Annotated in this window: 18 protein-coding genes and 2 pseudogenes; 7 read left to right on the forward strand and 13 right to left on the reverse strand. The window is 54.9% G+C overall.

Going from position 1 to position 20,344, the window contains the following annotated elements; genetic code table 11:
- Positions 1–59: 59 nt before the first annotated feature.
- The 9 genes and pseudogenes from ACT3XD_RS03785 to ltnD form a co-directional block, all read right to left on the reverse strand.
- Positions 60–953, reverse strand: a complete 894-nt coding sequence (locus ACT3XD_RS03785) for an NAD(P)-dependent oxidoreductase (RefSeq protein ID WP_192536659.1) — start codon at positions 951–953, stop codon at positions 60–62.
- A 37-nt stretch (positions 954–990) separates the two neighbouring features.
- Positions 991–2,451 (reverse strand): aldehyde dehydrogenase family protein, encoded by a 1,461-nt coding sequence (locus tag ACT3XD_RS03790; RefSeq protein ID WP_192536660.1) that lies wholly within the window; start codon positions 2,449–2,451, stop codon positions 991–993.
- Between the two features lie 10 nt (positions 2,452–2,461).
- Positions 2,462–3,744: pseudogene (locus tag ACT3XD_RS03795) on the reverse strand (TRAP transporter large permease).
- Positions 3,741–4,337: a TRAP transporter small permease gene (locus tag ACT3XD_RS03800; protein WP_225735998.1), complete on the reverse strand. Its 597-nt coding sequence runs from the start codon at positions 4,335–4,337 to the stop codon at positions 3,741–3,743. The pseudogene ACT3XD_RS03795 and the gene ACT3XD_RS03800 overlap by 4 nt, the downstream one beginning before the upstream one ends.
- A gap of 60 nt (positions 4,338–4,397) precedes the next feature.
- Positions 4,398–5,399, reverse strand: coding sequence for a TRAP transporter substrate-binding protein (locus tag ACT3XD_RS03805; protein ID WP_192536661.1), 1,002 nt, complete (start codon positions 5,397–5,399; stop codon positions 4,398–4,400).
- Between the two features lie 86 nt (positions 5,400–5,485).
- On the reverse strand, positions 5,486–6,448 hold the full coding sequence (denD, locus tag ACT3XD_RS03810; protein ID WP_192536662.1) for a D-erythronate dehydrogenase: 963 nt from the start codon (positions 6,446–6,448) through the stop codon (positions 5,486–5,488).
- A gap of 63 nt (positions 6,449–6,511) precedes the next feature.
- Entirely contained in the window at positions 6,512–7,306 is a 795-nt protein-coding gene (gene otnI / locus ACT3XD_RS03815; RefSeq protein ID WP_192536663.1) for a 2-oxo-tetronate isomerase, read from the reverse strand.
- Between the two features lie 112 nt (positions 7,307–7,418).
- Positions 7,419–7,533: pseudogene (locus tag ACT3XD_RS03820) on the reverse strand (four-carbon acid sugar kinase family protein); the annotation flags it as partial.
- 30 nt (positions 7,534–7,563) lie between these two features.
- Positions 7,564–8,496, reverse strand: coding sequence for an L-threonate dehydrogenase (ltnD, locus tag ACT3XD_RS03825; RefSeq protein ID WP_192536664.1), 933 nt, complete (start codon positions 8,494–8,496; stop codon positions 7,564–7,566).
- Between the two features lie 181 nt (positions 8,497–8,677).
- Between ltnD and ACT3XD_RS03830 the strand changes: the two genes are divergently transcribed.
- The 4 genes from ACT3XD_RS03830 (at position 8,678) to ACT3XD_RS03845 (ending at position 13,440) form a co-directional block, all read left to right on the forward strand.
- The gene (locus ACT3XD_RS03830) at positions 8,678–9,712 is read left to right on the forward strand and encodes a LacI family DNA-binding transcriptional regulator (RefSeq protein ID WP_192536665.1); all 1,035 of its coding nucleotides are present in this window, start codon (positions 8,678–8,680) and stop codon (positions 9,710–9,712) included.
- Positions 9,713–9,895: 183 nt separating this feature from the next.
- Positions 9,896–11,251: a magnesium transporter gene (gene mgtE / locus ACT3XD_RS03835; protein WP_192536666.1), complete on the forward strand. Its 1,356-nt coding sequence runs from the start codon at positions 9,896–9,898 to the stop codon at positions 11,249–11,251.
- Between the two features lie 150 nt (positions 11,252–11,401).
- Entirely contained in the window at positions 11,402–12,145 is a 744-nt protein-coding gene (locus tag ACT3XD_RS03840; RefSeq protein WP_192536667.1) for a sulfite exporter TauE/SafE family protein, read from the forward strand.
- Between the two features lie 200 nt (positions 12,146–12,345).
- The gene (locus ACT3XD_RS03845; RefSeq protein ID WP_192536668.1) at positions 12,346–13,440 is read left to right on the forward strand and encodes an HDOD domain-containing protein; all 1,095 of its coding nucleotides are present in this window, start codon (positions 12,346–12,348) and stop codon (positions 13,438–13,440) included.
- Between the two features lie 54 nt (positions 13,441–13,494).
- Here ACT3XD_RS03845 and ACT3XD_RS03850 read toward each other — a convergent pair whose 3' ends face one another.
- The 4 genes from ACT3XD_RS03850 to ACT3XD_RS03865 all read right to left on the reverse strand — a co-directional run bounded on the left by ACT3XD_RS03850 (position 13,495) and on the right by ACT3XD_RS03865 (position 17,476).
- On the reverse strand, positions 13,495–14,799 hold the full coding sequence (locus tag ACT3XD_RS03850; RefSeq protein ID WP_192536669.1) for a TRAP transporter large permease: 1,305 nt from the start codon (positions 14,797–14,799) through the stop codon (positions 13,495–13,497).
- A gap of 45 nt (positions 14,800–14,844) precedes the next feature.
- Positions 14,845–15,408, reverse strand: coding sequence for a TRAP transporter small permease (locus ACT3XD_RS03855; protein ID WP_192536670.1), 564 nt, complete (start codon positions 15,406–15,408; stop codon positions 14,845–14,847).
- 71 nt (positions 15,409–15,479) lie between these two features.
- On the reverse strand, positions 15,480–16,469 hold the full coding sequence (locus tag ACT3XD_RS03860) for a TRAP transporter substrate-binding protein (RefSeq protein WP_192536671.1): 990 nt from the start codon (positions 16,467–16,469) through the stop codon (positions 15,480–15,482).
- Positions 16,470–16,486: 17 nt separating this feature from the next.
- Positions 16,487–17,476, reverse strand: a complete 990-nt coding sequence (locus ACT3XD_RS03865; RefSeq protein ID WP_192536672.1) for a LysR family transcriptional regulator — start codon at positions 17,474–17,476, stop codon at positions 16,487–16,489.
- A 452-nt stretch (positions 17,477–17,928) separates the two neighbouring features.
- Here ACT3XD_RS03865 and ACT3XD_RS03870 point away from each other — a divergent pair, with 452 nt between their 5' ends.
- The 3 genes from ACT3XD_RS03870 to ACT3XD_RS03880 are packed head-to-tail and all read left to right on the forward strand — an operon-like array spanning position 17,929 to position 20,308.
- Positions 17,929–18,681 (forward strand): 5-oxoprolinase subunit PxpA, encoded by a 753-nt coding sequence (locus ACT3XD_RS03870; RefSeq protein ID WP_192536673.1) that lies wholly within the window; start codon positions 17,929–17,931, stop codon positions 18,679–18,681.
- Positions 18,678–19,382, forward strand: a complete 705-nt coding sequence (locus ACT3XD_RS03875; protein ID WP_192536674.1) for a 5-oxoprolinase subunit B family protein — start codon at positions 18,678–18,680, stop codon at positions 19,380–19,382. The genes ACT3XD_RS03870 and ACT3XD_RS03875 overlap by 4 nt, the downstream gene beginning before the upstream one ends.
- Positions 19,379–20,308, forward strand: coding sequence for a 5-oxoprolinase subunit C family protein (locus ACT3XD_RS03880; RefSeq protein ID WP_192536675.1), 930 nt, complete (start codon positions 19,379–19,381; stop codon positions 20,306–20,308). The genes ACT3XD_RS03875 and ACT3XD_RS03880 overlap by 4 nt, the downstream gene beginning before the upstream one ends.
- The last annotated feature ends 36 nt before the right edge of the window (positions 20,309–20,344 follow it).

A 20,344-nucleotide genomic window follows, 5' to 3' on the forward strand; every position in this document is an offset into this window, starting at 1 on the left:
ACTGACGATAGCTGATACCCATTCAGCCACGCTATGCGCCTGGCGAATTTGTACCGCCATCAGGATTCGTTGCGCGTCTCAAGCAGGCGAATCAACTCCGGCACCGCCATGGTCTGATCCTCCACACCGGCATACAGTGCCGCCACCGCGCCAGCCACGCCTCTTGTCGTATTAAGTTCATCGGTCATGGTGTGGTAGTAGCCCAGGTCTTTATGCGCGTTCGCCACGCTAAACCGAAACCCCGAAGCATCGCCTGATTCAATAAAGGGGCGTAACCGTTCCAGCACCACGCCGCCCCCGCCGCCCTTGGTCAAGACCTCCAGAAAAGCGTGGTCATCGATACCCGCCCGCCGGGAAGCCGCAGTCGCCTCGGCCAATACGGCTGAAAAGCCCAACGACACGTAGTTATGCAGCAGCTTAAGGGTATGCCCTGAGCCTACATCTCCTGCGTGGGTGATGACCTCAGCGAAGCTTGCGAGTAGCGGGTGCAACGCTTCAAATAGCGTCTCATGGGCACCAACGATAAGGTTTAAGCGCCCCTCCTCGGCTTCTTTGGGAGTACGCGTCATCGCCGCGTCGACCAGATGGCCACCCGCTTTATCTACCCTGGCGGCGACGTTAGCTGTGGAGCTTGGCAACGAGGTAGAGCAATCCACCACAATGGCGCCCTGAGCGAGTCCCTCCAGCACGCCATTTGGCTCAAACAGCACGGCCTCCACCTGGGGCGACCCCGTTACGCACAGCAATACCACGTCGGCTTTTTCGGCCACTTCCCGGGCGCTTGAGCACGGCACGGCGCCCGCTGACAGCAGGTCGTCCACGGGCTGGTTGCCAGGGTGGTCCAGAAAGGCCAGGGAATACCCCGCGTTAAGAATGTTCTTGGCAATGCCGTGGCCCATTAAACCCACACCTACCATGCCGATGCGGTGCTCTGTACGAACGGATTGATTCATAAATAAGCTCCTAACCTGATTTAATTATGATTTTTTTCTAGCCATGGCGAATGGCGACCGTTTTTATACGGGTATAGCTGCGCAGCCCCTCGAAGCCTTTTTCCCGCCCGAATCCTGAGCGCCCGACACCGCCGAAAGGCAGTTCAATACCGCCGCCCGCACCGTAGTTATTGATAAAAACCTGGCCACTGCGAATGCCTCTTGCCAAGCGTAATTGGCGGCCACCGTCGCGCGTCCAGACGCCGGCACACAGCCCGAAATCGGTTGCATTGGCCAGGCGCAGCGCTTGTGCTTCATCGTCGAATATCTGGACAGCCAGCACGGGGCCAAACAGCTCTTCGCGCAGCACATCATGATCATCGGGAATATCGGTAAGTAGATGCGGAACCACAAAATGCCCGGCCGGGGAGGTGTTTTTAGCGAGCTGCCCTCTTGCCGCAACGTGAATACCGTCTGCTTCAGCCGCGGCTAGCCGTTGATCGAGCTGTGATTTTTGGCGGGCATTGATCAACGGGCCGCAGTCAGCGTCTTCCTCGCCCGATGCACACTGCAGTGTCGAGAAGCGCTCTATCAGACGATCCGTAAACGCTTGCGATATGTCGCGCTGTATCAACAGACGACTTCCCGCCGAGCAGGTTTGCCCGGCATTCTGGATAATCCCACGCACCACCGCTTCGAAAGCCGCATCAAGGTCAGCATCTGCAAAAACAATCTGCGGCGACTTGCCGCCCAGCTCTAACGTGACGGGCACGTGGTGCTTTGCCGCCGCCTGGGTTACCTGGGTGCCGGTCTCAGGCGAGCCGGTGAACGAGAGATGATCAATACCCGAGTGTGCGGCCAGGGCGGCACCAGCTTCACGCCCAAGCCCCGGTACCACATTGAGCACTCCGGCTGGCAAGCCGCTATCTATTGCCAGTTTTGCCAGGCTCAAGACGCTCAAACAGGCATCTTCGGCAGGCTTGAGAACCACGGTATTGCCAACAGCCAAGGCGGCGGCCACGCAGCGGCCAAATATCTGTGACGGGTAATTCCAGGGAATAATCTGGGCGCAAACACCATACGGCTCACGCAGCGTCATGACGGTGTAGCCCTCTTCATAAGGCAGGGTCTCGCCATGTAATTTATCGGCGCCACCAGCGTAAAAGCGAAAGTAGTGGGCGCAGGCTTTAATATCCGCGCGCGCCTGGGTTAAGGGTTTTCCCGTGTCCAGGCACTCTAACGCCGATAGATGCTCATGGTTGGCCTCAATGGCATCAGCAAAGCTAAATAGCCAGGTACTGCGCTGGCGGGCACTCCAGTGAGCCCACTCCCCCAGTTCACCAGAAAAGGCGCGCCGCGCCGCGGTGACGGCATCATCAATGTGCTCGGGCGTGCAGCGGGCAATGTGCGCAACGACGTCGCCACGGGCGGGCGCCTCTACCGGTAGTGTCGCGCCGGTATCAATCCAGGTATTGCCTATCAGCGCCGTCTGGGGTGGAAATTCGGGAAAATCAATCATCAACAAACTCCTAGCCATACAATAGGTTAACCAGGCCCATGGAGATCCAGGGCATATAGGTAATTGCCATCAGACACGTCAGCACCACCAGCACAAAGCGCACCAGCCAGGGCAGCATCTGATCAATGGAAATCTTCGCCACTGCACAGGCGGCAAACAGGTTTACGCCCAGCGGCGGAGTAATCATTCCCAGGGCCAGATTGACCACCATGATTAGCCCGAAATGCACTGGGTGAACGCCAAACTGCATGGCAATCGGGGTTAGGATCGGGGCCAGTACCAGGATGGCTGCACCGGTCTCAATAAACATTCCCACCACAAGCAACAGGGCGTTAACGGCCAGCAAAAAAGCCCAGGGGCTTTCGAACATGGCGGTGACCCCAGCGGCGACTTGGGCGGGAAGACCGGAGCGGCTGATCAGAAAGCTAAACAGAGCGGCCGCTGAGATAATCAGCATTACCGCGGCGGTAGACACAACACTTTGACGCAGCACGGGCATCAGGTCGGCAAGCTTAAGCTCACGGTAACAAGCGCCGACGACCAAGGCATAAAACACCGCCACTGCCGAGGCCTCAGTAGGGGTAAAAATCCCGCCATAGATGCCGCCGATGACCACCACCGGCATCAGCATCGCCGCCCAGGCACGCTGGAAGGCCGTCGTGAAGCGGGTACGGTCATACGGTCATTGCGATCTTGAAGACCAAAACCGCGCAGCTTGCAGAAAATATACACAAACACCAGCAGCGCACCGCCGACCAACAACCCTGGACCAATGCCTGCAATGAACAGCTGACCAATCGAGGTATTGGTACTTACCCCAAATAGAATCAAGGGAATAGAGGGCGGAATCAGCACCCCCAGCTCTGCCGATGAAGCCTGGATGGAGGCGGCCAAGGGTTTGGGGTAACCGTGCTTGACCATTGCTGGAATAAGGATCGCACCGATAGCAAAGGTCGTCGCCACACTGGAGCCTGACACTGCCGCAAACATCATGCAGGTCAGCACGCAGGTCATCGCCAACCCGCCCTGAACACCGCCCACGATTGACTTGGCCAGATCAACCAGTCGGCTAGAGATACCACCGGCTGCCATCAGGTTGCCCGCCAAGATGAAAAAAGGAATCGCCATCAGCGGGAAGTTATCCAGCCCTACAAACAGCTGTTGGGGCACCATCATCAAAGGAAAACGCGAGAAAAACTCGATACCAATTATCGATGCCAGCAGAATAGAGATCGCGATCGGCACGCCGGTGGCGAACAAAATCAATAGCGACAGACCAATGGCAAGGTTCATAAGCGAGACTCTTTATGCGTAGTAACGGAAATCGCAGATGAACTCCCGTCGGGCTGGGCAGCGGACGTGGCGATCTCCTCTGGCTCCGCTGCCTCGTCGTGCATCGGCCCCAGAGGCTCAAGACCACAGCTTTGGGCCAGCAGCCGCGCAATAACGGCCAGCATCGCGAAGGCGCTGCCTACGGGAATAGCTGCATATGCCCAGGACATCGAGACCTCGAGTGCGGACAGCGTCTGATTGCTAACCCGCTGGGTCATCTGGATGCCGTAGAACACCAATACAAAGAGCACCAGAAGACAGCACAGGCCGATAAACCATTCAAGCGCCAGCAGGGTGGGCTTGGGCACAAGCTTGTAGATAACCTCTACGGCCATCATAAAGCCGCCGCGGAACGTGGCGGCTGCGGCCATAAACACGCACCAGATCATCGTCGCCCGTGACAGCGTCTCCGACCACGTCGAGGGCGCATTGAAGATAAATCGTGTAAGCACTTGATAGAACCCCAACGACACTGAAACGATCAACATCAAAATAGCGATCGCCAGCGCCAGCCGAGTCAACACATGCTCGACACGCAGAAACCAGGACACCATAAATCACCTCATCCCGTCAGGTTATGGGAAAGTGGCGCCCAAAGGCGCCACGGGATGGGCTCAGCAGCTACTGTTACGAATGCGCTCTAACATCTCATCGCCATACTGCTCAATAAAATCAGCATGCACGGCTTCTACCGCTTCTTGGAACGGTGCTGGATCAATATTATCCGTGACCGTCATACCCTGCTCTTGTAGGAAAGCCACGCCCTCCTCTTCCAAACGTGACACCTCAGCGCGGGTAGCTTCAGTAGCGGCTTGAGCGGCCTCATTAAACCATTCACGCTCCTCCTCGCTCAGCCCATCAATTAGCACCGGTGAGCCGAGCACAATGGCAGGTGAATAAACGTGCCCGGTCAGCGATAGCTGATCCTGCACCTCATAGAGGTTCGCAGCCACAATCACCGTAATGGGGTTTTCTTGGCCATCCACCGTGCCTTGTTGCAAGGCAGTAAACAGCTCCGGCATCGCCATAGGCGTTGGGCTTGCCCCTAACCCTTCAAAGGCCTGCTGGTGAATACGGTTTTCCATAGTACGAATTTTCAGGCCACGTACATCTTCAGGCGTGTCGATAGCTTTTTGGCTATTGGTAATGTGGCGAAAGCCATTTTCCGACCAGGACAGGCCGACCAGGTCATGGTCACCCATCTTATCGAGCAGTTCCTGGCCAATCTCGCCATCAAGTACGCAGCGGGCTTGTTCGTAACTGGTGAACAAAAACGGTAGGTCGAGAACATACGTCTCTGGGACAAAGTTACCCAATGGCCCGGAGGAAGTAATCACTATATCGACGGTGCCTATTTGCAGCCCCTCGATCATGGCCCGCTCCCCACCGAGCGAGCCGCTAGGGTGATCCGTTACGGTAAAAGCCCCATCAGAGAGATCTTCGAGGGTTTCTTTAAATGCCCGCGAACCGGCGCCATAGTGAGAGTCACTGGAGATAGCGTAGCCCACACTTACCTCTGTGGCGGCCTGAGCCTGAAATGCCAGGCCCGCCAGGGCAAGCGTAGTAGCGGTGCCGATGGCGGTCGCAAGCGTACGCCGAGCGAAACGAATGGTCATGGTAATACTCCTAATTGTATTTATTGGTAAGAACGATGGGGAGTAGTAGCCCCTTATTGCTCGCCCGCTAGGCAGGCGAAGATCCATTAACGATGCTCTGCTACATAGGCATCGATAATCTGTTTGAAGTCCCGGTCCCCGACAAAACCCAGTTGGTTCGCTTTAGCCGTTTCAAAGCGCGCGGGCCAGCTTGCCACCAAGGGTTCGATGCGTGGGTCTGGTTCATGCCGTACACGCGCCACCGCTTCATCGCCCGCCACCTCGCGCAATGCCTCAAGCATTTCGGAAACATCGGTCGTGATACCCGGCAAAATAAAAGCGCGAAACTTACCCAACGCTTCTTCCTGCACTTCGGCGCCATGTATCAACGCGTCGATCACCTTATCCGGCGACATCACGAAAAGCGCCTGATCCAACGGTACGGGGCAAATGGCTTCCTCACCGTTTAAGGGCTCGCGCAGAATACTGGACGCAAAGCTCGACGCCGCGGCGTTAGGTCGCCCAGGGCGAATCACAATAGTCGGCAAACGCAGCACCCTGCCGTCAATCAGACCGCGTCGGCTGTAGTCATTGATGAGAAGCTCACACATCGCTTTTTGCGTGCCATAGGATGTTTGCGGCTGTGAAGCCGTCATGTCATCCAGCACATCGGGTAGATCCCCGCCGTAAGCTGCCACGGAGCTTGCCATGACCAGGCGCGTCTTATTCAACTGCCGGGCACGGCAACCTTCCAGCAGGACGCGAGTGGCATCAAAATTGACCGCCATCCCCAAATCCAGATCGGCCTCCGCTGCGGAGCTTACGACCGCAGCCAGGTGGAAGATGACATCGGGCTTTCGATCAAGCGCACTACCCAGCGCATCTGGAGCAGTAATATCTACAGCATCGTTACGGATTGTTATATCAGGCGCGTCGGGTACGGCAGCCTGGGTTTGATCGACCAGGGTCAAGTGGGTGATCGGCTGACCGCACAGCTCTTTACGGTTGATCAGACGATGTAAAAGGCGCTGTCCCAGAAAACCGGCGGCGCCCGTGATTAAGATATGCATGATTCAGGTGTCCTCGCTTTAATTGTTGGTTGTTAGCGTTTAAGACCATGTTTGGCTACTCACTCATGTGCGAAGCCCGTAATGTCGCCCCCAGCCCAAACCTTGGCGCGTATCGCCAGCCGGCCTGTATTCGCAGCCAACCCAACCGCTATAGCCCAGCGCTTCAAGCCTGGTAAATAACGCCGGATAGTTGACCTCGCCAACATCGGGCTCGTGCCGTTCCGGCGCTCCCGCCACCTGAATATGGCCGATAGCGCTAAACTGGTGCTCAAGGTGGCGGATGAGATCCCCTTCCATAATCTGGCAATGATAGAGATCAAACTGCAGCTTCAGATTACTCGCCCCCAGCGCTTTCAATACCGCCATGGCTTGCGCCTGTCTTGATAAGAAGTAATGGGGCATATCGCGGGTATTGATAGGCTCGATCAATATGTCCTTGCCCAGTTTGGCGGCCTCAGTAGTGGCGTAGCGCAGGTTACGCAGATAGGTAGCCTGATGATCGGCCTGGGTCGTCGCATCGCTACCTTCAGGCAGCAAGCCCGCCATGGCGTGAACGTGTGGGCAGTTGAGCATCTCGGCATAACGTAGCGCCTCGATGACCGAATCACGAAACTCAGCTTCGCGCCCAGGCAGGCTGGCAAGGCCTCGCTCACCGGCGTCCCAATCCCCCGGCGGCAAGTTGAAGAGCACTTGCGTTAAGTGTGTTTCATCAAGTGCCTGGCGCAGCTCTCGAGCGCTATAGGCGTAGGGAAACAGGTATTCGACCCCTTTAAACCCCGCATCAGCCGCCGCCGAAAAACGGTCCATAAAATCGTGCTCGTTAAACAGCATGCTAAGGTTGGCGGCTAATCGAATCATGGTGTATCGATACCTCTTTGTTTTTATCTTTAGCTGTAATGGTCTCGCCAATCGGACAGGAGTGCGATGTCAAGGCTACCCTACCGCATCAGCCTCTTGGCGCCTCCTATGACACGCCGATCATCTGAAGACAGCGCATACCGCCACGTACAAGGTTATTGGCAAGATCCGTTGCCCCGGGTAAAGTCGTCGGCGATAGCTCCAAGGGCTATCGTTTCAAGGGCTATCGTTTCAAGGGCTCTGCTCCGTGCTCATGCTTAGGTTCCCTGAGCATCGTTAGCCGCTTCAGGCAACGTAATACCTGATAGCCGCTGATAGACTTTGATAACCGCAGAATCATCCTCTCGACCGAAGCCTGCCCCACTGGCCGAGGTAAACTGCTGCAACGCGCTGGCGGCAACCGGCGTTGCCATCGAAAGCTCGCGCCCGGTCTGGTGCACAATATTGAGATCTTTGATAAAGATATCTACGGCCGAAAGCGGCGTGTAGTCACCTTTAAGAATGTGGGGCACGCGATTTTCGAACATCCAGGAATTGCCCGCCGAGTGAGTAATCACCTCAAAGATAACCTCGGGATCAAGCCCCATCCGAATACCCAACGCCATGGCTTCAGCGGCGGTCGCGATATGTACGCCTGCCAACAGCTGATTGACCAGCTTCATACTGGAGCCCACGCCGGGGTCATCGCCCAGGCGATAAACCTTGGCGGCCATGCCATCAAGCACGTCACTTGCGTAGCTAAATGCCTCCGCGGCGCCCGATGCCATCACTGATAGCTCACCGCTTTTGGCTTTTGCAGCACCGCCGCTAATCGGTGCGTCCAGCATCATCAATCCCTCTGCCGCCAAGCGCTCGCCCAGCTGTTTCGCCTGACTGGGCGCCACCGTGGCGCACTGCAAGATCAGGCTGCCTGGCGCTAGATGCTCAACGACGCCCTGCTCACCAAACAGCACCTGCTCAACCTGGCTACCGTTGACGACCACTACCAGCACAATATGACAGTGAGCGAGCTCCAAAGGGGTTGCCACACTCTTGCCCCCTGCCGCGACAAAAGCATCGCGTGACCCAGCAGCAATATCACATCCAGTCACGTTAAATCCCTGGTGATGTAAGGTAGTAGCGGTGCCCATCCCCATCGCACCCAAGCCAATAACGCCTACTTGAAGTGATTGCTTATCGTGTTGACTCACCGGTCGACACCTCGCTTTTGTTGTATGAATTGCTGGCGTTGCGATGCCTTACTTTTCCCTTGAATCTGTTCTGATCGTTGACCTTAACAAGGAAAATGGTAGCGCTGTCATGATAGCGCTACCATTACTTCTAGATTACTCTCAGCTTATCGACAAGTTGAACATCAAGGACGTGTGACTAATGTCTAAAGACCTCCCGGCCGCTAACAAGTCACGCCGTCGCTCCGATCAAATCACGCTCAGCCAGGTGGCGCAGGCCGCAGGGGTTTCCCCGATTACGGCATCTCGAGCACTGAACCACCCTGACAAAGTAAGCAACAGTACCCGTCAAAGCGTTTTGGAAAGCGTAGAGCGCCTGGGCTATGTGCCCAACCTGATAGCGGGAAGCCTGGCGTCTTCACGCTCTCGGCTGATTGCCGTCATCGTGCCATCGCTGATCAACAGCGTATTTGTGGAAGTCATCAAAGGCCTGCAGGAAACGCTGGAAGCGCAGGGATATCAGATCCTGCTCGGCAATACTGATTACGATCTGGACCGTGAGTATCAGTTGGTGCGTACGTTTTTAGGCTGGTCATGTTCGGCCCTGGTCACCGCCGGGCTACGCCATAACGATGCATGTCATACGCTCTTAGCCAACTGGGGCCATCCGATCATGGAAGTGATGGAGCTTGGTAACGGCATAGATCTTAACGTTGGGCTGGATCATGTGGCTGCCGGTCGCTGCATGGCCAGCCACCTTGTCGATAGAGGCTACCAGCGAATGGTGTATGTTGGCGCGCGGCTCTCCCATGATTATCGCGCGGGAATGCGCTATGAGGGGCACAAAGCGGTGCTGAAGGCCAAGGGACTGGAGGCCCTCTTGTTAGAAATGGACACGCTGGGCACCCTACAGGCGGGGGCAGAAAGTCTGGCCCAAGTGTTGCAGCACTATCCTGCTACTCAGGCCATCCATTTTGCCAACGACGACCTTGCCGCAGGTGCCCTGCTGGCCGCCCAGCGCCAGGGCCTCCAGGTGCCTGGCGATATCGCCATTGCGGGCTTCAACGGCTTACCGCTAGGTCAACATATCACCCCAAAACTTACTACTATCCTCTCTCCACGCGAAGACATGGGCCGCCTGGCCGCGCAAGAACTCATTCGCAGGTTAAGCGGCAAAAGCGTTTACCGCCGCCAGCACGACGTGAACTTTACGCTTCAGGTGGGCGAGAGTACGTAGGCTGGCCCCTTGCTGGCCTGGGCCGATGTTACCGCTGCAATGATAGGTAGCGATGTGTCATCCGTGTCCGCTCAGCAGCGCGTGGCGTTCAATCCAACCAGCCTATAAACTCAACAGAGCGAGCCGCCGAGAGTTTGCAATTTTATTGCCTTCAACACCTAGTTTCCAAAAAGGACGGACGCTATGCGCGATGACGAAAAATATACCAATAACGAAGAGCTCCTGCTTCACCTTCAAAAGCTTTTAGACATCCCAGAAACAGCAGCTCTACACGAGTTTTTCACTGAACTCGATACGTTAGACATTGCGCGAACACTTGAATCCTTCCCGGCCAAAACACGCGATTTTCTTTGGGAGTTTATTCCAGACGAGGTGATCGGCGAGGTTCTCGCGGAAGTTGACGAAGATATTCGTGCCGACTATATCGAAGATTTATCGGCCAGTGACGTTGAGCAAATTGTTAAAGGCCTGGATGCTCAAGAGGTTGCAGAAGTACTGGACGTTGCTGATGAGTCCATAAAAACCAGCGTCTACGCAAGCCTCGATCAAGAGATTCGCGCCCAGGTCGAAAATCTTCATGCCTATGAGGATGATGTAGTGGGTCGTTATATGGACCCAGAAACCGTTAACGTAAAACAAGGCGTGTCGTTGGAAGCTGTGCAACGCTATATCCGAATTCATCATTTGCTTGACGATGAGTCGCAGCAGATCATGATCACCGATAAGGATAAGCGGTTACTAGGCACCTTAACCCTCATTGATTTAATCAAGCAGCCGCAGGATGCCGTGGTTGATGATTACATAAATGATTTTTTTACCCTTAATGACCAAATGAAAGTCAGCGATGCGGCGGCGCTGCTGCGCTCCAAAGAACTTCACTTTGTACCCGTATGCGATAGCGACGGCTTACTGGTCGGACAGCTAAACGCCGCTGACGTATTAGAAATCACCCAGGATGATGCCGACCTAACGCTCAAGCATATGTCAGGCGTCAGTGATGAAGAGGAAGTGTTTACCCCGATTATGCGCAGTGCTAAAAGCCGAGGCATTTGGCTGGGTATTAATTTATTGACCGCTTTTTTAGCAGCGTTTGTTATCGGGCAATTTGAAGCTGTGCTGGAACAAATTGTGGCCCTGGCCATTTTGATGCCGGTAGTCGCAAGCATGGGAGGTATTGCTGGTAGTCAGACGCTTACCGTTGTTATACGCGGTTTAGCGCTGGGCCAGCTCGCAGGTAACAATAAACGCTGGCTCTACAATAAAGAGCTATGGGTAGGCATGTGTAATGGCCTGGTTTGGGCATTAGTGGTCGGGCTAATTGCCTATGTTTGGTTTAGCGACCCTCTGATCACGCTGGTGATAACCCTGGCAATTTTTATCAACATGAGTCTGGCTAACATCGCAGGCGTACTGGTCCCCCTAGTCTTGAAAAGACTTCAGATTGACCCCGCTTTATCGGGTGCAGTGATCTTGACGACCGTAACCGATGTGGTTGGTTTTCTATCCTTTTTGGGGCTCGCCACGTTGATTATACTGTGAGAGTAGCTTACCAAGAAGGTAGGTGGGATACAGACCTATTCGCCTGCTAGTATTTATCTCGCACATACCTCAACGTGATTGAAAACCCTGCATAATGCAGGGTTTTTCACATTAAATGCTGTACTTTTCCGCGACTGCCAAGGAATTGCCGTGCTCCCTGATTACTCCACTATCGCTTGGCTGTTAATCGTATTTTCCGTTTACTTAACAGGTGTTTCCAAAGGGGGCTTTGCCGGTGGTTTCGGCACACTCTCGGTACCGCTGATGGCACTGGCGATCAGCCCCACCCAGGCGGCTGGCCTTCTGCTGCCATTGCTGCTAGTAATGGATGTGTTTGCGGTAAAGGCGTGGTGGGGCAAGCATGATATGGCCGAAGTATGGCGATTTTTGCCGGGCCTACTGGTTGGCGTAGCGGTGGGCACGCTGCTATTTGACCGTCTGAGCGAACAGGGAATACGCCTGGTGCTTGGGGGGATATCGCTGTTGTTTGCCACCTATATGCTGTTCAAGCCAGTGGCCAAAAAGCCCATTTCCACCCGCTGGGCGCTGCCTGCCGCCAGCGTATGTGGTTTTACCAGCTTTATTGCTCATGCCGGTGCCCCACCGTTGAATCTTTACCTGCTGCCACGCAAGCTCCCCAAAGAGACGTTTATTGCCACCTGCGCCGTCTCATTTGCGGTAGTTAATGCGATCAAACTAGGTCCGTATCTGTGGCTGGGAGAGGTAAACGTCACCAGCGCCTGGGCCTCACTACTGCTGGTACCTATCGCCTGGATCGGCGTACGTAACGGCTTTTGGCTGCAAAGCCGCGTTAATGAAAAGCTGTTTTATCGGCTGGTCATTCTTGCGATGTTTTTGGTGGGAGGCAACTTGGTTTGGCAGGCCATATTTTAATGAGCCGGTACAATACTAGTTATCGTTTTTAGCGTAAAACGAACATGCTCGCCGTTAACCACGGAGTTTCAATCTTCCTTAACGTTAACTATTATCTCGGTATTCTTTGCCTTTACAGAAGACGTTAACGCTTAGGAAGTATATGATATTGGATCAATATTATTACCGCCCGCTACGCTGACAGCGAATGAGGAGACCACATGACGGGCCTATCATCCCCAAGCGATTCGCTTTATATGGCACTCACCAACGAGCTGCCAGCTTTTTTGAGTAAGTCGCTTTTGCAATGTAAAAGCCTGCCTGCTTTACCGTCTGTTGCGCTTCGGGTACTTGATATAGCCCGCTCCTCTCGAGCAACTTTAAATGATTACGCCAAGGCAATTGAGCACGACCCTGCGCTTACTATGCGCCTGGTTGCACTGGCGAACAGCGCCTATTACGCGCGCGCCTCAACTTCCATCCATACCTGTATAGAAGCCATGCAACGCTTGGGTTTAAATGCCACGTTGGCAGTGGTGCTGGGCTTTACCCTGTTTCAATATGCCCAAGGAGGCACTTATCGTAACCGGACGTGGCAGCGGGCTATCACTTCAGCCCTGGTAGCCCGTTATCTAGCTGAGCAGCTATGTCCTGACAAAAGTGGCAGTACATTTACCCTGGCGTTATTACAAGATATTGGCATATTGGCGCTGCAAGCCGCTTACCCTGAGGAAGCGGAAGCGTTATACGCAGATACTGCGCTATCGCATGGTGAAATAACATTGTCAGAGCAGGCATATTTTGGCTGTGACCATACGCTGGTTGGCGCATGGCTGGCAGCCAAGTGGGGGATGCCCGACCATACTGTTATGACCATACGCCAAAGCCATGAAAGCTTTCTATTGAACGACAAAGCGTTACTCTGTATTCGCTTGTCGGGGCCAATTGCTGATGCCTGGTTATCAAGAAGCCCAGCGTCGCAGCTAGCTGCAGTGCTTTATCAGTTAAAGACGGTTAGCTATATCAGTGCATTGAAAATTGATGAAGTGTTGCATAATGTTCAACAGCAAACTGACATACTTGCCAATGCGTTGAATATGACTACGTCCGTCGAGGTCGATAGCATGACCCTGTTGGCGGAAGCTCACCAGTTGCTCTTCCAACATACGCTAATGCTGAGTTCCCAACTAGAAGATCAAAAACAAGCCCTAGCCTCTTTACGCTACCCTGATGAAAATCAAAAAGAGCATAGTCGGTGGGATGCCTCTCTCAAGGGCCAGCGTTCAGGCTTAATCCGAAGGCCGAAAAACAAATAGCCGTATCCCCTTAAGCTTATTCACCAACAGACCGCGCGATCGCGGCCTGTCAGGTTAACTATTCATCGCATAAGGCAGATAAAGCGCTATCGCGGGGAAAGCATGCATCAAGGCAATCGCCAACAGCATCAGTAGGAAAAAAGGCAGCGTCGCGCGCGTAATGGTTAAAATATCCTTGCCGGTCAGGCCCTGAATAACAAACAGGTTAAAGCCCACAGGCGGGGTGATTTGCGACATTTCCACCACAACCACCAGATAAATACCAAACCAGATAAGGTCGAACCCCGCAGCGCTGACCACCGGCATGATAATCGCGGTCACCAGCAAAATAAGTGAAATGCCGTCTAAAAAGCAGCCCATAATCAGCAAGAGCACGGTCAGGGCGATGAGCAGCATGGTGGGTGATAATCCCATTTCACCAATCGCGCGGGCCAACTGCATGGGCACTTGGGTAAAGCCCATCGCGGAGGTAAGAAACGAGGCGCCGGCAATAATAAACGCGATCATGCACGCCGTGCGAATAGCCGCGAATAGTGAGCTTTTAAATATCTGGCTCGTAAAGTGACCGTTCCAGCGGGCAATCGCCATGGATAGTACGACCCCGACCGCCGCGGCTTCGGTGGGTGATGCAAGCCCGCCGTAGATCGAGATGATGATACCGCCAATCAACAGTAGAATTGGCATTAACGCCCATGTGTTACGCAGCTTCTCAGCGAAGCTCATGTCAGACTCATCTTCGCCGGTAAGGCCTTCTCGATTACCTTTAATCAATGCCCAGAGTATGAGGTAGGCCATAAACATCGCCAGAATCATCAGGCCTGGGCCCACGCCCGCCATAAATAGTCGTGAAATCGATTGCTCGGTCACGACACCGTAAACAATCAGCATGATGGAGGGCGGGATCAGCAGGCCTAACGTCGAGGCACTCGCCAACGTACCAATAGCCATATTGCTGTCATAGCCGCGGCGTTCAAGCTCCGGCAGAGTCATTTTACCCACGGTGGCGCAAGTAGCGGCAGATGAGCCACACACCGCTGCAAACATACCGCTACCGATAATATTAGTATGCAGCAAACGCCCAGGTAAGCGGTTAAGCCAGGGCGAAAGCCCGCGAAACATATTATCCGCAAGCCCAGAGCGGAACAGGATCTCGCCCATCCAGATAAACATCGGCAGCGCCGTTAAATCCCATCCATAGCTCGCCCCCCAAAAATCAGATGCAAGAATCGGCCCTGGGTCAAACGAGCTAAAAAATGCCAGCGCTACCCACGCGGTACCGATTAGGGCAAAAGCGATCCACACGCCCCCGCCCAGCAAAAGCAATAACGTAAAAATCGTTGCCAAACTGAGTGTTAACACAAGGTCTTCTCCAACATAACGTGGCCAAGCAGTGCTGGCAGAGAGTTAGTGCATTTCGCTGTCATCGGTGGACATCGCTTCGCGAAAACTAGATGGGTCACGCGTTGCTATCCGCAGTGCAATAATCAGCGCCTCGATAAGAGCCAGGCTAAGTAGTCCTACGCTGATGACCAGGACGCCTTGAGGTATCCATAACGGTATGGATAAAAAACCCGATGAGACATCGTTGTATTGAAGGCTTTCTCTTGCCAACCCAATCAGGCCATAACCGAGTATCAAGCTAATCGCTAAAGCAATCAGCAGACCGGCCACTTCAAACCACACCCGAATGGCGGAAGGCAGCCGTGAAATCAAAAGCGTCACGCGAATATGAGCGTGATGCACAAAGGTATATGCCAAGCCCAGGAAGGTGGCGCCCACCAATAAATAGGCCGCCATCTCGGAAACACCGGTAATACTGATGCCGAGGCGGTTTAGCCCTACCAGTATCAACAGCGCATCGATGGCTCGAAAAGCTACCTGCAGTGCAATGAGGGCACAAATCGCGATCATACACACCGCGGCACCCCAAGCACCTAGACGGTAGAGTCTGTCGAATTTAAACGTCATGTTCGTTATCTCACCGAGCGCGTGGGTAAAAAGAGGCGGCCAATGCCGCCTCCGTAAAGGGCTTATGCCGTTTAGTTGCCTTGCTGCTCCCGGTAACCTTCCAAGGCAGCTTCTGCTTCGTCATCAGCACGGCTCAGCCAATCCTGAAAGAGCTTGTCGCCCGCATCCTGAAGAGCCGCGGCGACTTCTTCATTCGGGGTCGATACGGCGATGCCGTTCTCTTCAAGTGCAGCGAGGCTCGCATCGTTATCGTCACGACTCATCTGCCAGCCGCGCTCTTCAGCGCGTTCAGCCGCTTCCATCAAGGCGTCCTGAGTCGCCTCATCCAGACGATCAAAACTGCGCTGGCTGATAAACACGATGTTTTTCGGAAGCCATAAGTTGGCGTCGGTGTAATAGGACACATAGTCCCACGCCGTCATGGAATTACCCGTAGAGCTTGACGTGATCATGGCGTCTACACGGCCGGTACTGAACGCAGTGGGGATGTCTGACTCTTCGGTTTCGGTGGGGCTACCGCCGAGGTTATCCACAAACCGTTGGGTATTGATATTAGGCGCCCGCACTCGTAAACCTTCAAACTGCGCAGGGTCTGTCAGCTCATTGGCGGTATAAATTCCCTGCGCTGGCCAAGCAACGGCGTAAAGCGGAATCAAGCCTTCGTAGGCAAATAGTTCCGTAATCATAGGCTTAGTGGCTTGCCATAGCGCGTAAGCATCATCGTAACTGCCGGCCACGCCGGGCAGCGTATCCACCTCAAAAATCGGGTCGTCGTTGGATAGCACCGACATGAAAACTTCACCAGCATCAATCGTGCCACGGCGTACCGACGGCTTGATTTCGCCGTGGGAGACGAGCGAGCCACCGCTATGCACGGTGATGGTCAGTTCGCCATCGGTTGCTTCAGCAACATCTTCAGCAAACTGCTTAGTATTTTTGGTGTGAAAGCTGGCATCACCGTAGGGTGTTGCCATGTTCCATTCAGCCGCTTGGGCAGAAGCTGTCGCTGCCAAGCCATAGGCGGTGGCAAACAGTAGGGGGGTCGCAATGCGCATACGCATGGAATAAGTCCTCTTATTCATATTAGTGGAGTGGTTACGTTGGGAGTGGTTACGGGGGCACCCGGTTGAATCCAGTGCCCAGAAAATAACGCATTGGTCATCTCGACACGGCGTTCCTGCGCGTAGGCACAGGCCGTTTTTTGGGCTAAACGGCCAACGCCTCGACAAAAGCGGGGATGATTGGCACGACGCCATATCACATCATAGTTCATCGCCGGTAGCGGCACCGGTAACGCCAGACGCAAAAGCTCGCCACGCCGCCACTCATCAAGCACCGTGGCTACCGGCAGCGCACCAATGCCCAAGCCTTCCATCGTCATGCGCGCAATGGTCATCAGGGTGCTAACGCTATGAATACGCGGGCTGGTAACGCCCTGCTCGGCCAGATACTGGACCAGCTCTTCGTAGGGTCGAGCCAACTTGCCAAACGAAATAAACGGCAGCTTTTTGCACCAAGTCTCAGCGTTCTCACTGAGCATCTCTGCATGGCGTGGAGATACGAACATGCCCATTTCGTACGGGCTTAACGCTTCGTATTCGATCTGCTTGGACGGTAGGTAGCCATTCATTGCCAGTAAAATATCCAGCTCGTTATTCATCAGCCGCTCGTTGAGCGCCGGCGAGTAATCCACCGTAAGCTCGATGGTTAACCGCGGATAACGTTCGGTGAGTTGACGCATGAACTCAGGGAACCAGCTGTGAGCAATAGTTTCGATAGTGCCTAACCGAAGAGGTGCCGAATAATCCTCTTCACTGTCGAAGAGTTTCATGGCTTCATCGCGCTGGCTAAGCATGCGCTCGGCATGCAGGAAAAATTCACGCCCGCGCATTGTAGGTTGCACCGGGCGGGCGGAGCGCTCAAGCAGCAGCTCGCCTACCGTTGCCTCTAGGCGCGAGATACGCTCTGAGACCGATGGTTGGGTCAAATGTAGGCGCACGGCTGCCTTACGAAAAGACCCTAACTTGACGGCCCAAACAAAGGCTTCAAGTTCTTTGAAATCGAGCATAATGTTGCCTAATCCACACATACAATGACCAACAGACACCGACGCTGCCTATCGAAGCGCATCGACTCACAAAGCAGACGTCTGGCCCGCAGAGCGAGCTATCCCTGCAATGTAATTTCAAGTTCAACGCTGACAGTAAACCGCCCCGTTGATGGTGCGTGGCTGGCAAGTGCATGATTCACTCCGGAAAACGCTTTTTTATCGACCTGTTATTGTGGGTAGCTTAGGTCAAACACGCGCTTTTCTTTATTTTATATCGAGTGCTTTTATTTAGTTGATAATAGCATTACTCCCTATCGTCAACTATTTTTCTAAGAAATAACAATACGATAGAAGATGCCGATATTAAGTATCGTGAAAAACGATTGGCAAGTGAAAGAGCCTCTCCCCTATATTAGTTTGGTTTGAATAACGCATCCCAAATAACCCTCGTGATAATAATTGGAGTCGTTATGGTCATCCCCCTACTCAACTGCGACATGGGCGAAAGCTTCGGCAACTGGACACTTGGCCTTGATGCTGAGGTCATGCCTTACGTTGACTGTGCCAATATCGCCTGTGGTTACCACGCCTCCGACCCCCACGTTATGCGTCACACCGTGGCATTAGCGGCCCAGCATGGCGTGCGCATTGGTGCCCACCCAGGCTATCCCGACTTGATGGGTTTTGGGCGGCGCTCCATGGCCTGCTCGGCGGCTGAAGTCGAAGATATGATTCTTTATCAGGCGGGCGCGCTTGCCGGTATTTGTCGCGCCGAGGGTAGCGAACTTAGCTACATCAAGCCGCACGGCGCCATGTATAACGATATGGCTGCCAACCTTGAGCTGCTGGAAGGCGCAATGCGCGCCGTGCGAGCGTTTGACGCACGCCTTCCGCTGGTGGTGATGGCCACCGCCGATCCCGAGCCACACCGTGAACTAGCCGCTAAAATGGGCATCACGCTCTGGTTTGAGACCTTTGCCGACCGCGCCTATGAGGCCAACGGTCACTTGGCATCGCGCCGCTTGGCGGGTGCAGTTCATCACGACCAAGCGACTATCGTGGCCCAGGCCATTGCGCTGGCCAAGGGCGAAGCCTTGACCGCACGTGATGGCACAGCGCTTCATCTGCCCTGCGATACGCTCTGCGTGCATGGCGACAACCCCGAATCAATTGCGGCCGTACGGGCCATCCGTGATGCCTTCAAAGCGTTGGAGTCCGCGTGAAACTGCGTCTTGAAACCGCTGCCATGGATGCGCTGACAGTACGTCTGTTCGATGCGATCGACGAGCGCAACATGGCCTGGGTCATGGCGGCCGACACCGCCCTGCGTCACGCTTTTGGCGATGCGCTAATCGACCTTGTCCCCTCTTACACGACGTTGTTGATTCATTACGATTGTCGGGCCATGGACTTTGTCGAGGCCACGGCCCTTGCCCGCGAAGCGCTGAAAAACTTGCAGCCCGCTGATACCCAAAACGGCCAGTTGCATGAGATTCCGGTGTGGTACGACGAAAGCGTTGGCCCTGAGCTGCCACAGGTGGCCAAGCGCGCGGGGTTAAGCGTTGAACAGTTGATCGAGCGTCACTGCGGCCACGACTACAGCGTGTTCGCCCTTGGTTTTGCTCCTGGCTATGGGTTTATGGGGCTAGTGGATGAAAGCCTGACTACGCCACGCCTAAAGACACCACGACGTCGCGTAGCCGCCGGAAGCGTAGGCATCGCTGACCGGCAGACGGCCATCTACCCGCTGCTCTCACCCGGTGGCTGGAATATTCTGGGCCGCACGGCGGTTCCCCTATTCGAGTACGCCCGGCGCGGTGAGCCGCTATTTCGCCCCGGTGACAAAGTACGCTTCACGTCCATCTCCAGAGCTGAGTTTGAAGCCGCCGGCGGCGATACCACACCACTGGAGGAGCGCGCATGAGCCAGGGCAGCATGATCGTCAAACAGGCTGGACCGCTTGCCCTGATTCAGGACGCGGGGCGCTTCGGCGTGGGCCACCTGGGCGTTACCCAGAGTGGCGCTGCCGACTGGATCTCCTATCACTGGGCGAACTGGCTGCTAGGCAATCCGGCCAATAGTGCAGCGCTGGAAATCGTCATGGGCGGCAACCTGACATTAGAAGCCGACAGCGACGTCTGCCTTGCGCTGGCCGGGGCCGATCTCGATGCCCGCATCAACGGCGAGCCGCTCGCCCCTAACGCGTGCTTTACTCTCAAAGCCGGGCAGTGCCTGACGTTTCGCCAGCCGCGCGTCGGGCTACGCGCTTATCTGGCATTTCCCGGCGGGCTGCAGGCCCCCGAGGTACTCGGTAGCCGTGCCTGTACCGCCCGGGAAATGATCGGTGGCCTGCATGAAGACGGCAAGCCACTGCAAACTGGCGATCAACTAAGCTGGCAAGGCGATGCGCCGTCTCCCCGCCAACTGCCTGACAATGCCGGTTTGCCCATGCCACAAAAGCGCTGCCAGCTTCCTCTGGTGCTGGGCTCCCAAGTAGCCCACTTTGCCGGGCGCAGCCTTTATCAGGCGTTCAACCAACCGTGGACGGTCGACCAACGCGCCGATCGTATGGGCATTCGGCTGACCGGCCAAGCGCTTAAAAGCAAATTGGAAGGCGTGGTTTCAGAAGGCATTCCCTTGGGCGCGGTACAAATCCCCCCCGATGGCCAGCCGATCGTCCTGATGAATGACCGCCAGACGATTGGCGGCTACCCACGTATCGGTGCACTCACCCCTAGTGCCTGCGCGCTGCTCTCCCAATGCCTACCCGGCACACAAGTCTGGCTGTATCCGGTAAGTGCTACCCAGGCTCAGGTTACTCACCGCCGCCAGTTGGCTGTGTGGGAGTAAACAACAATAGGCACCGAGCAGGTGCCTATTGAACAG

The organism is Halomonas sp. AOP7-B1-5, assembly GCF_052353045.1.
Classification (GTDB): Bacteria; Pseudomonadota; Gammaproteobacteria; order Pseudomonadales; family Halomonadaceae; genus Vreelandella; species Vreelandella colorata.

Bases quoted from the DNA above. Each gene is read 5' to 3' on its own strand.
- ACT3XD_RS03785 (WP_192536659.1), bottom strand. From the start codon at position 953: ATGAATCAATCCGTTCGTACAGAGCACCGCATCGGCATGGTAGGTGTG.
- ACT3XD_RS03790 (WP_192536660.1), bottom strand. From the start codon at position 2,451: ATGATTGATTTTCCCGAATTTCCACCCCAGACGGCGCTGATAGGCAAT.
- ACT3XD_RS03800 (WP_225735998.1), bottom strand. From the start codon at position 4,337: ATGGTGTCCTGGTTTCTGCGTGTCGAGCATGTGTTGACTCGGCTGGCG.
- ACT3XD_RS03805 (WP_192536661.1), bottom strand. From the start codon at position 5,399: ATGACCATTCGTTTCGCTCGGCGTACGCTTGCGACCGCCATCGGCACC.
- denD (WP_192536662.1), bottom strand. From the start codon at position 6,448: ATGCATATCTTAATCACGGGCGCCGCCGGTTTTCTGGGACAGCGCCTT.
- otnI (WP_192536663.1), bottom strand. From the start codon at position 7,306: ATGATTCGATTAGCCGCCAACCTTAGCATGCTGTTTAACGAGCACGAT.
- ACT3XD_RS03830 (WP_192536665.1), top strand. From the start codon at position 8,678: ATGTCTAAAGACCTCCCGGCCGCTAACAAGTCACGCCGTCGCTCCGAT.
- mgtE (WP_192536666.1), top strand. From the start codon at position 9,896: ATGCGCGATGACGAAAAATATACCAATAACGAAGAGCTCCTGCTTCAC.
- ACT3XD_RS03845 (WP_192536668.1), top strand. From the start codon at position 12,346: ATGACGGGCCTATCATCCCCAAGCGATTCGCTTTATATGGCACTCACC.
- ACT3XD_RS03855 (WP_192536670.1), bottom strand. From the start codon at position 15,408: ATGACGTTTAAATTCGACAGACTCTACCGTCTAGGTGCTTGGGGTGCC.
- ACT3XD_RS03860 (WP_192536671.1), bottom strand. From the start codon at position 16,469: ATGCGTATGCGCATTGCGACCCCCCTACTGTTTGCCACCGCCTATGGC.
- ACT3XD_RS03865 (WP_192536672.1), bottom strand. From the start codon at position 17,476: ATGCTCGATTTCAAAGAACTTGAAGCCTTTGTTTGGGCCGTCAAGTTA.
- ACT3XD_RS03870 (WP_192536673.1), top strand. From the start codon at position 17,929: ATGGTCATCCCCCTACTCAACTGCGACATGGGCGAAAGCTTCGGCAAC.
- ACT3XD_RS03880 (WP_192536675.1), top strand. From the start codon at position 19,379: ATGAGCCAGGGCAGCATGATCGTCAAACAGGCTGGACCGCTTGCCCTG.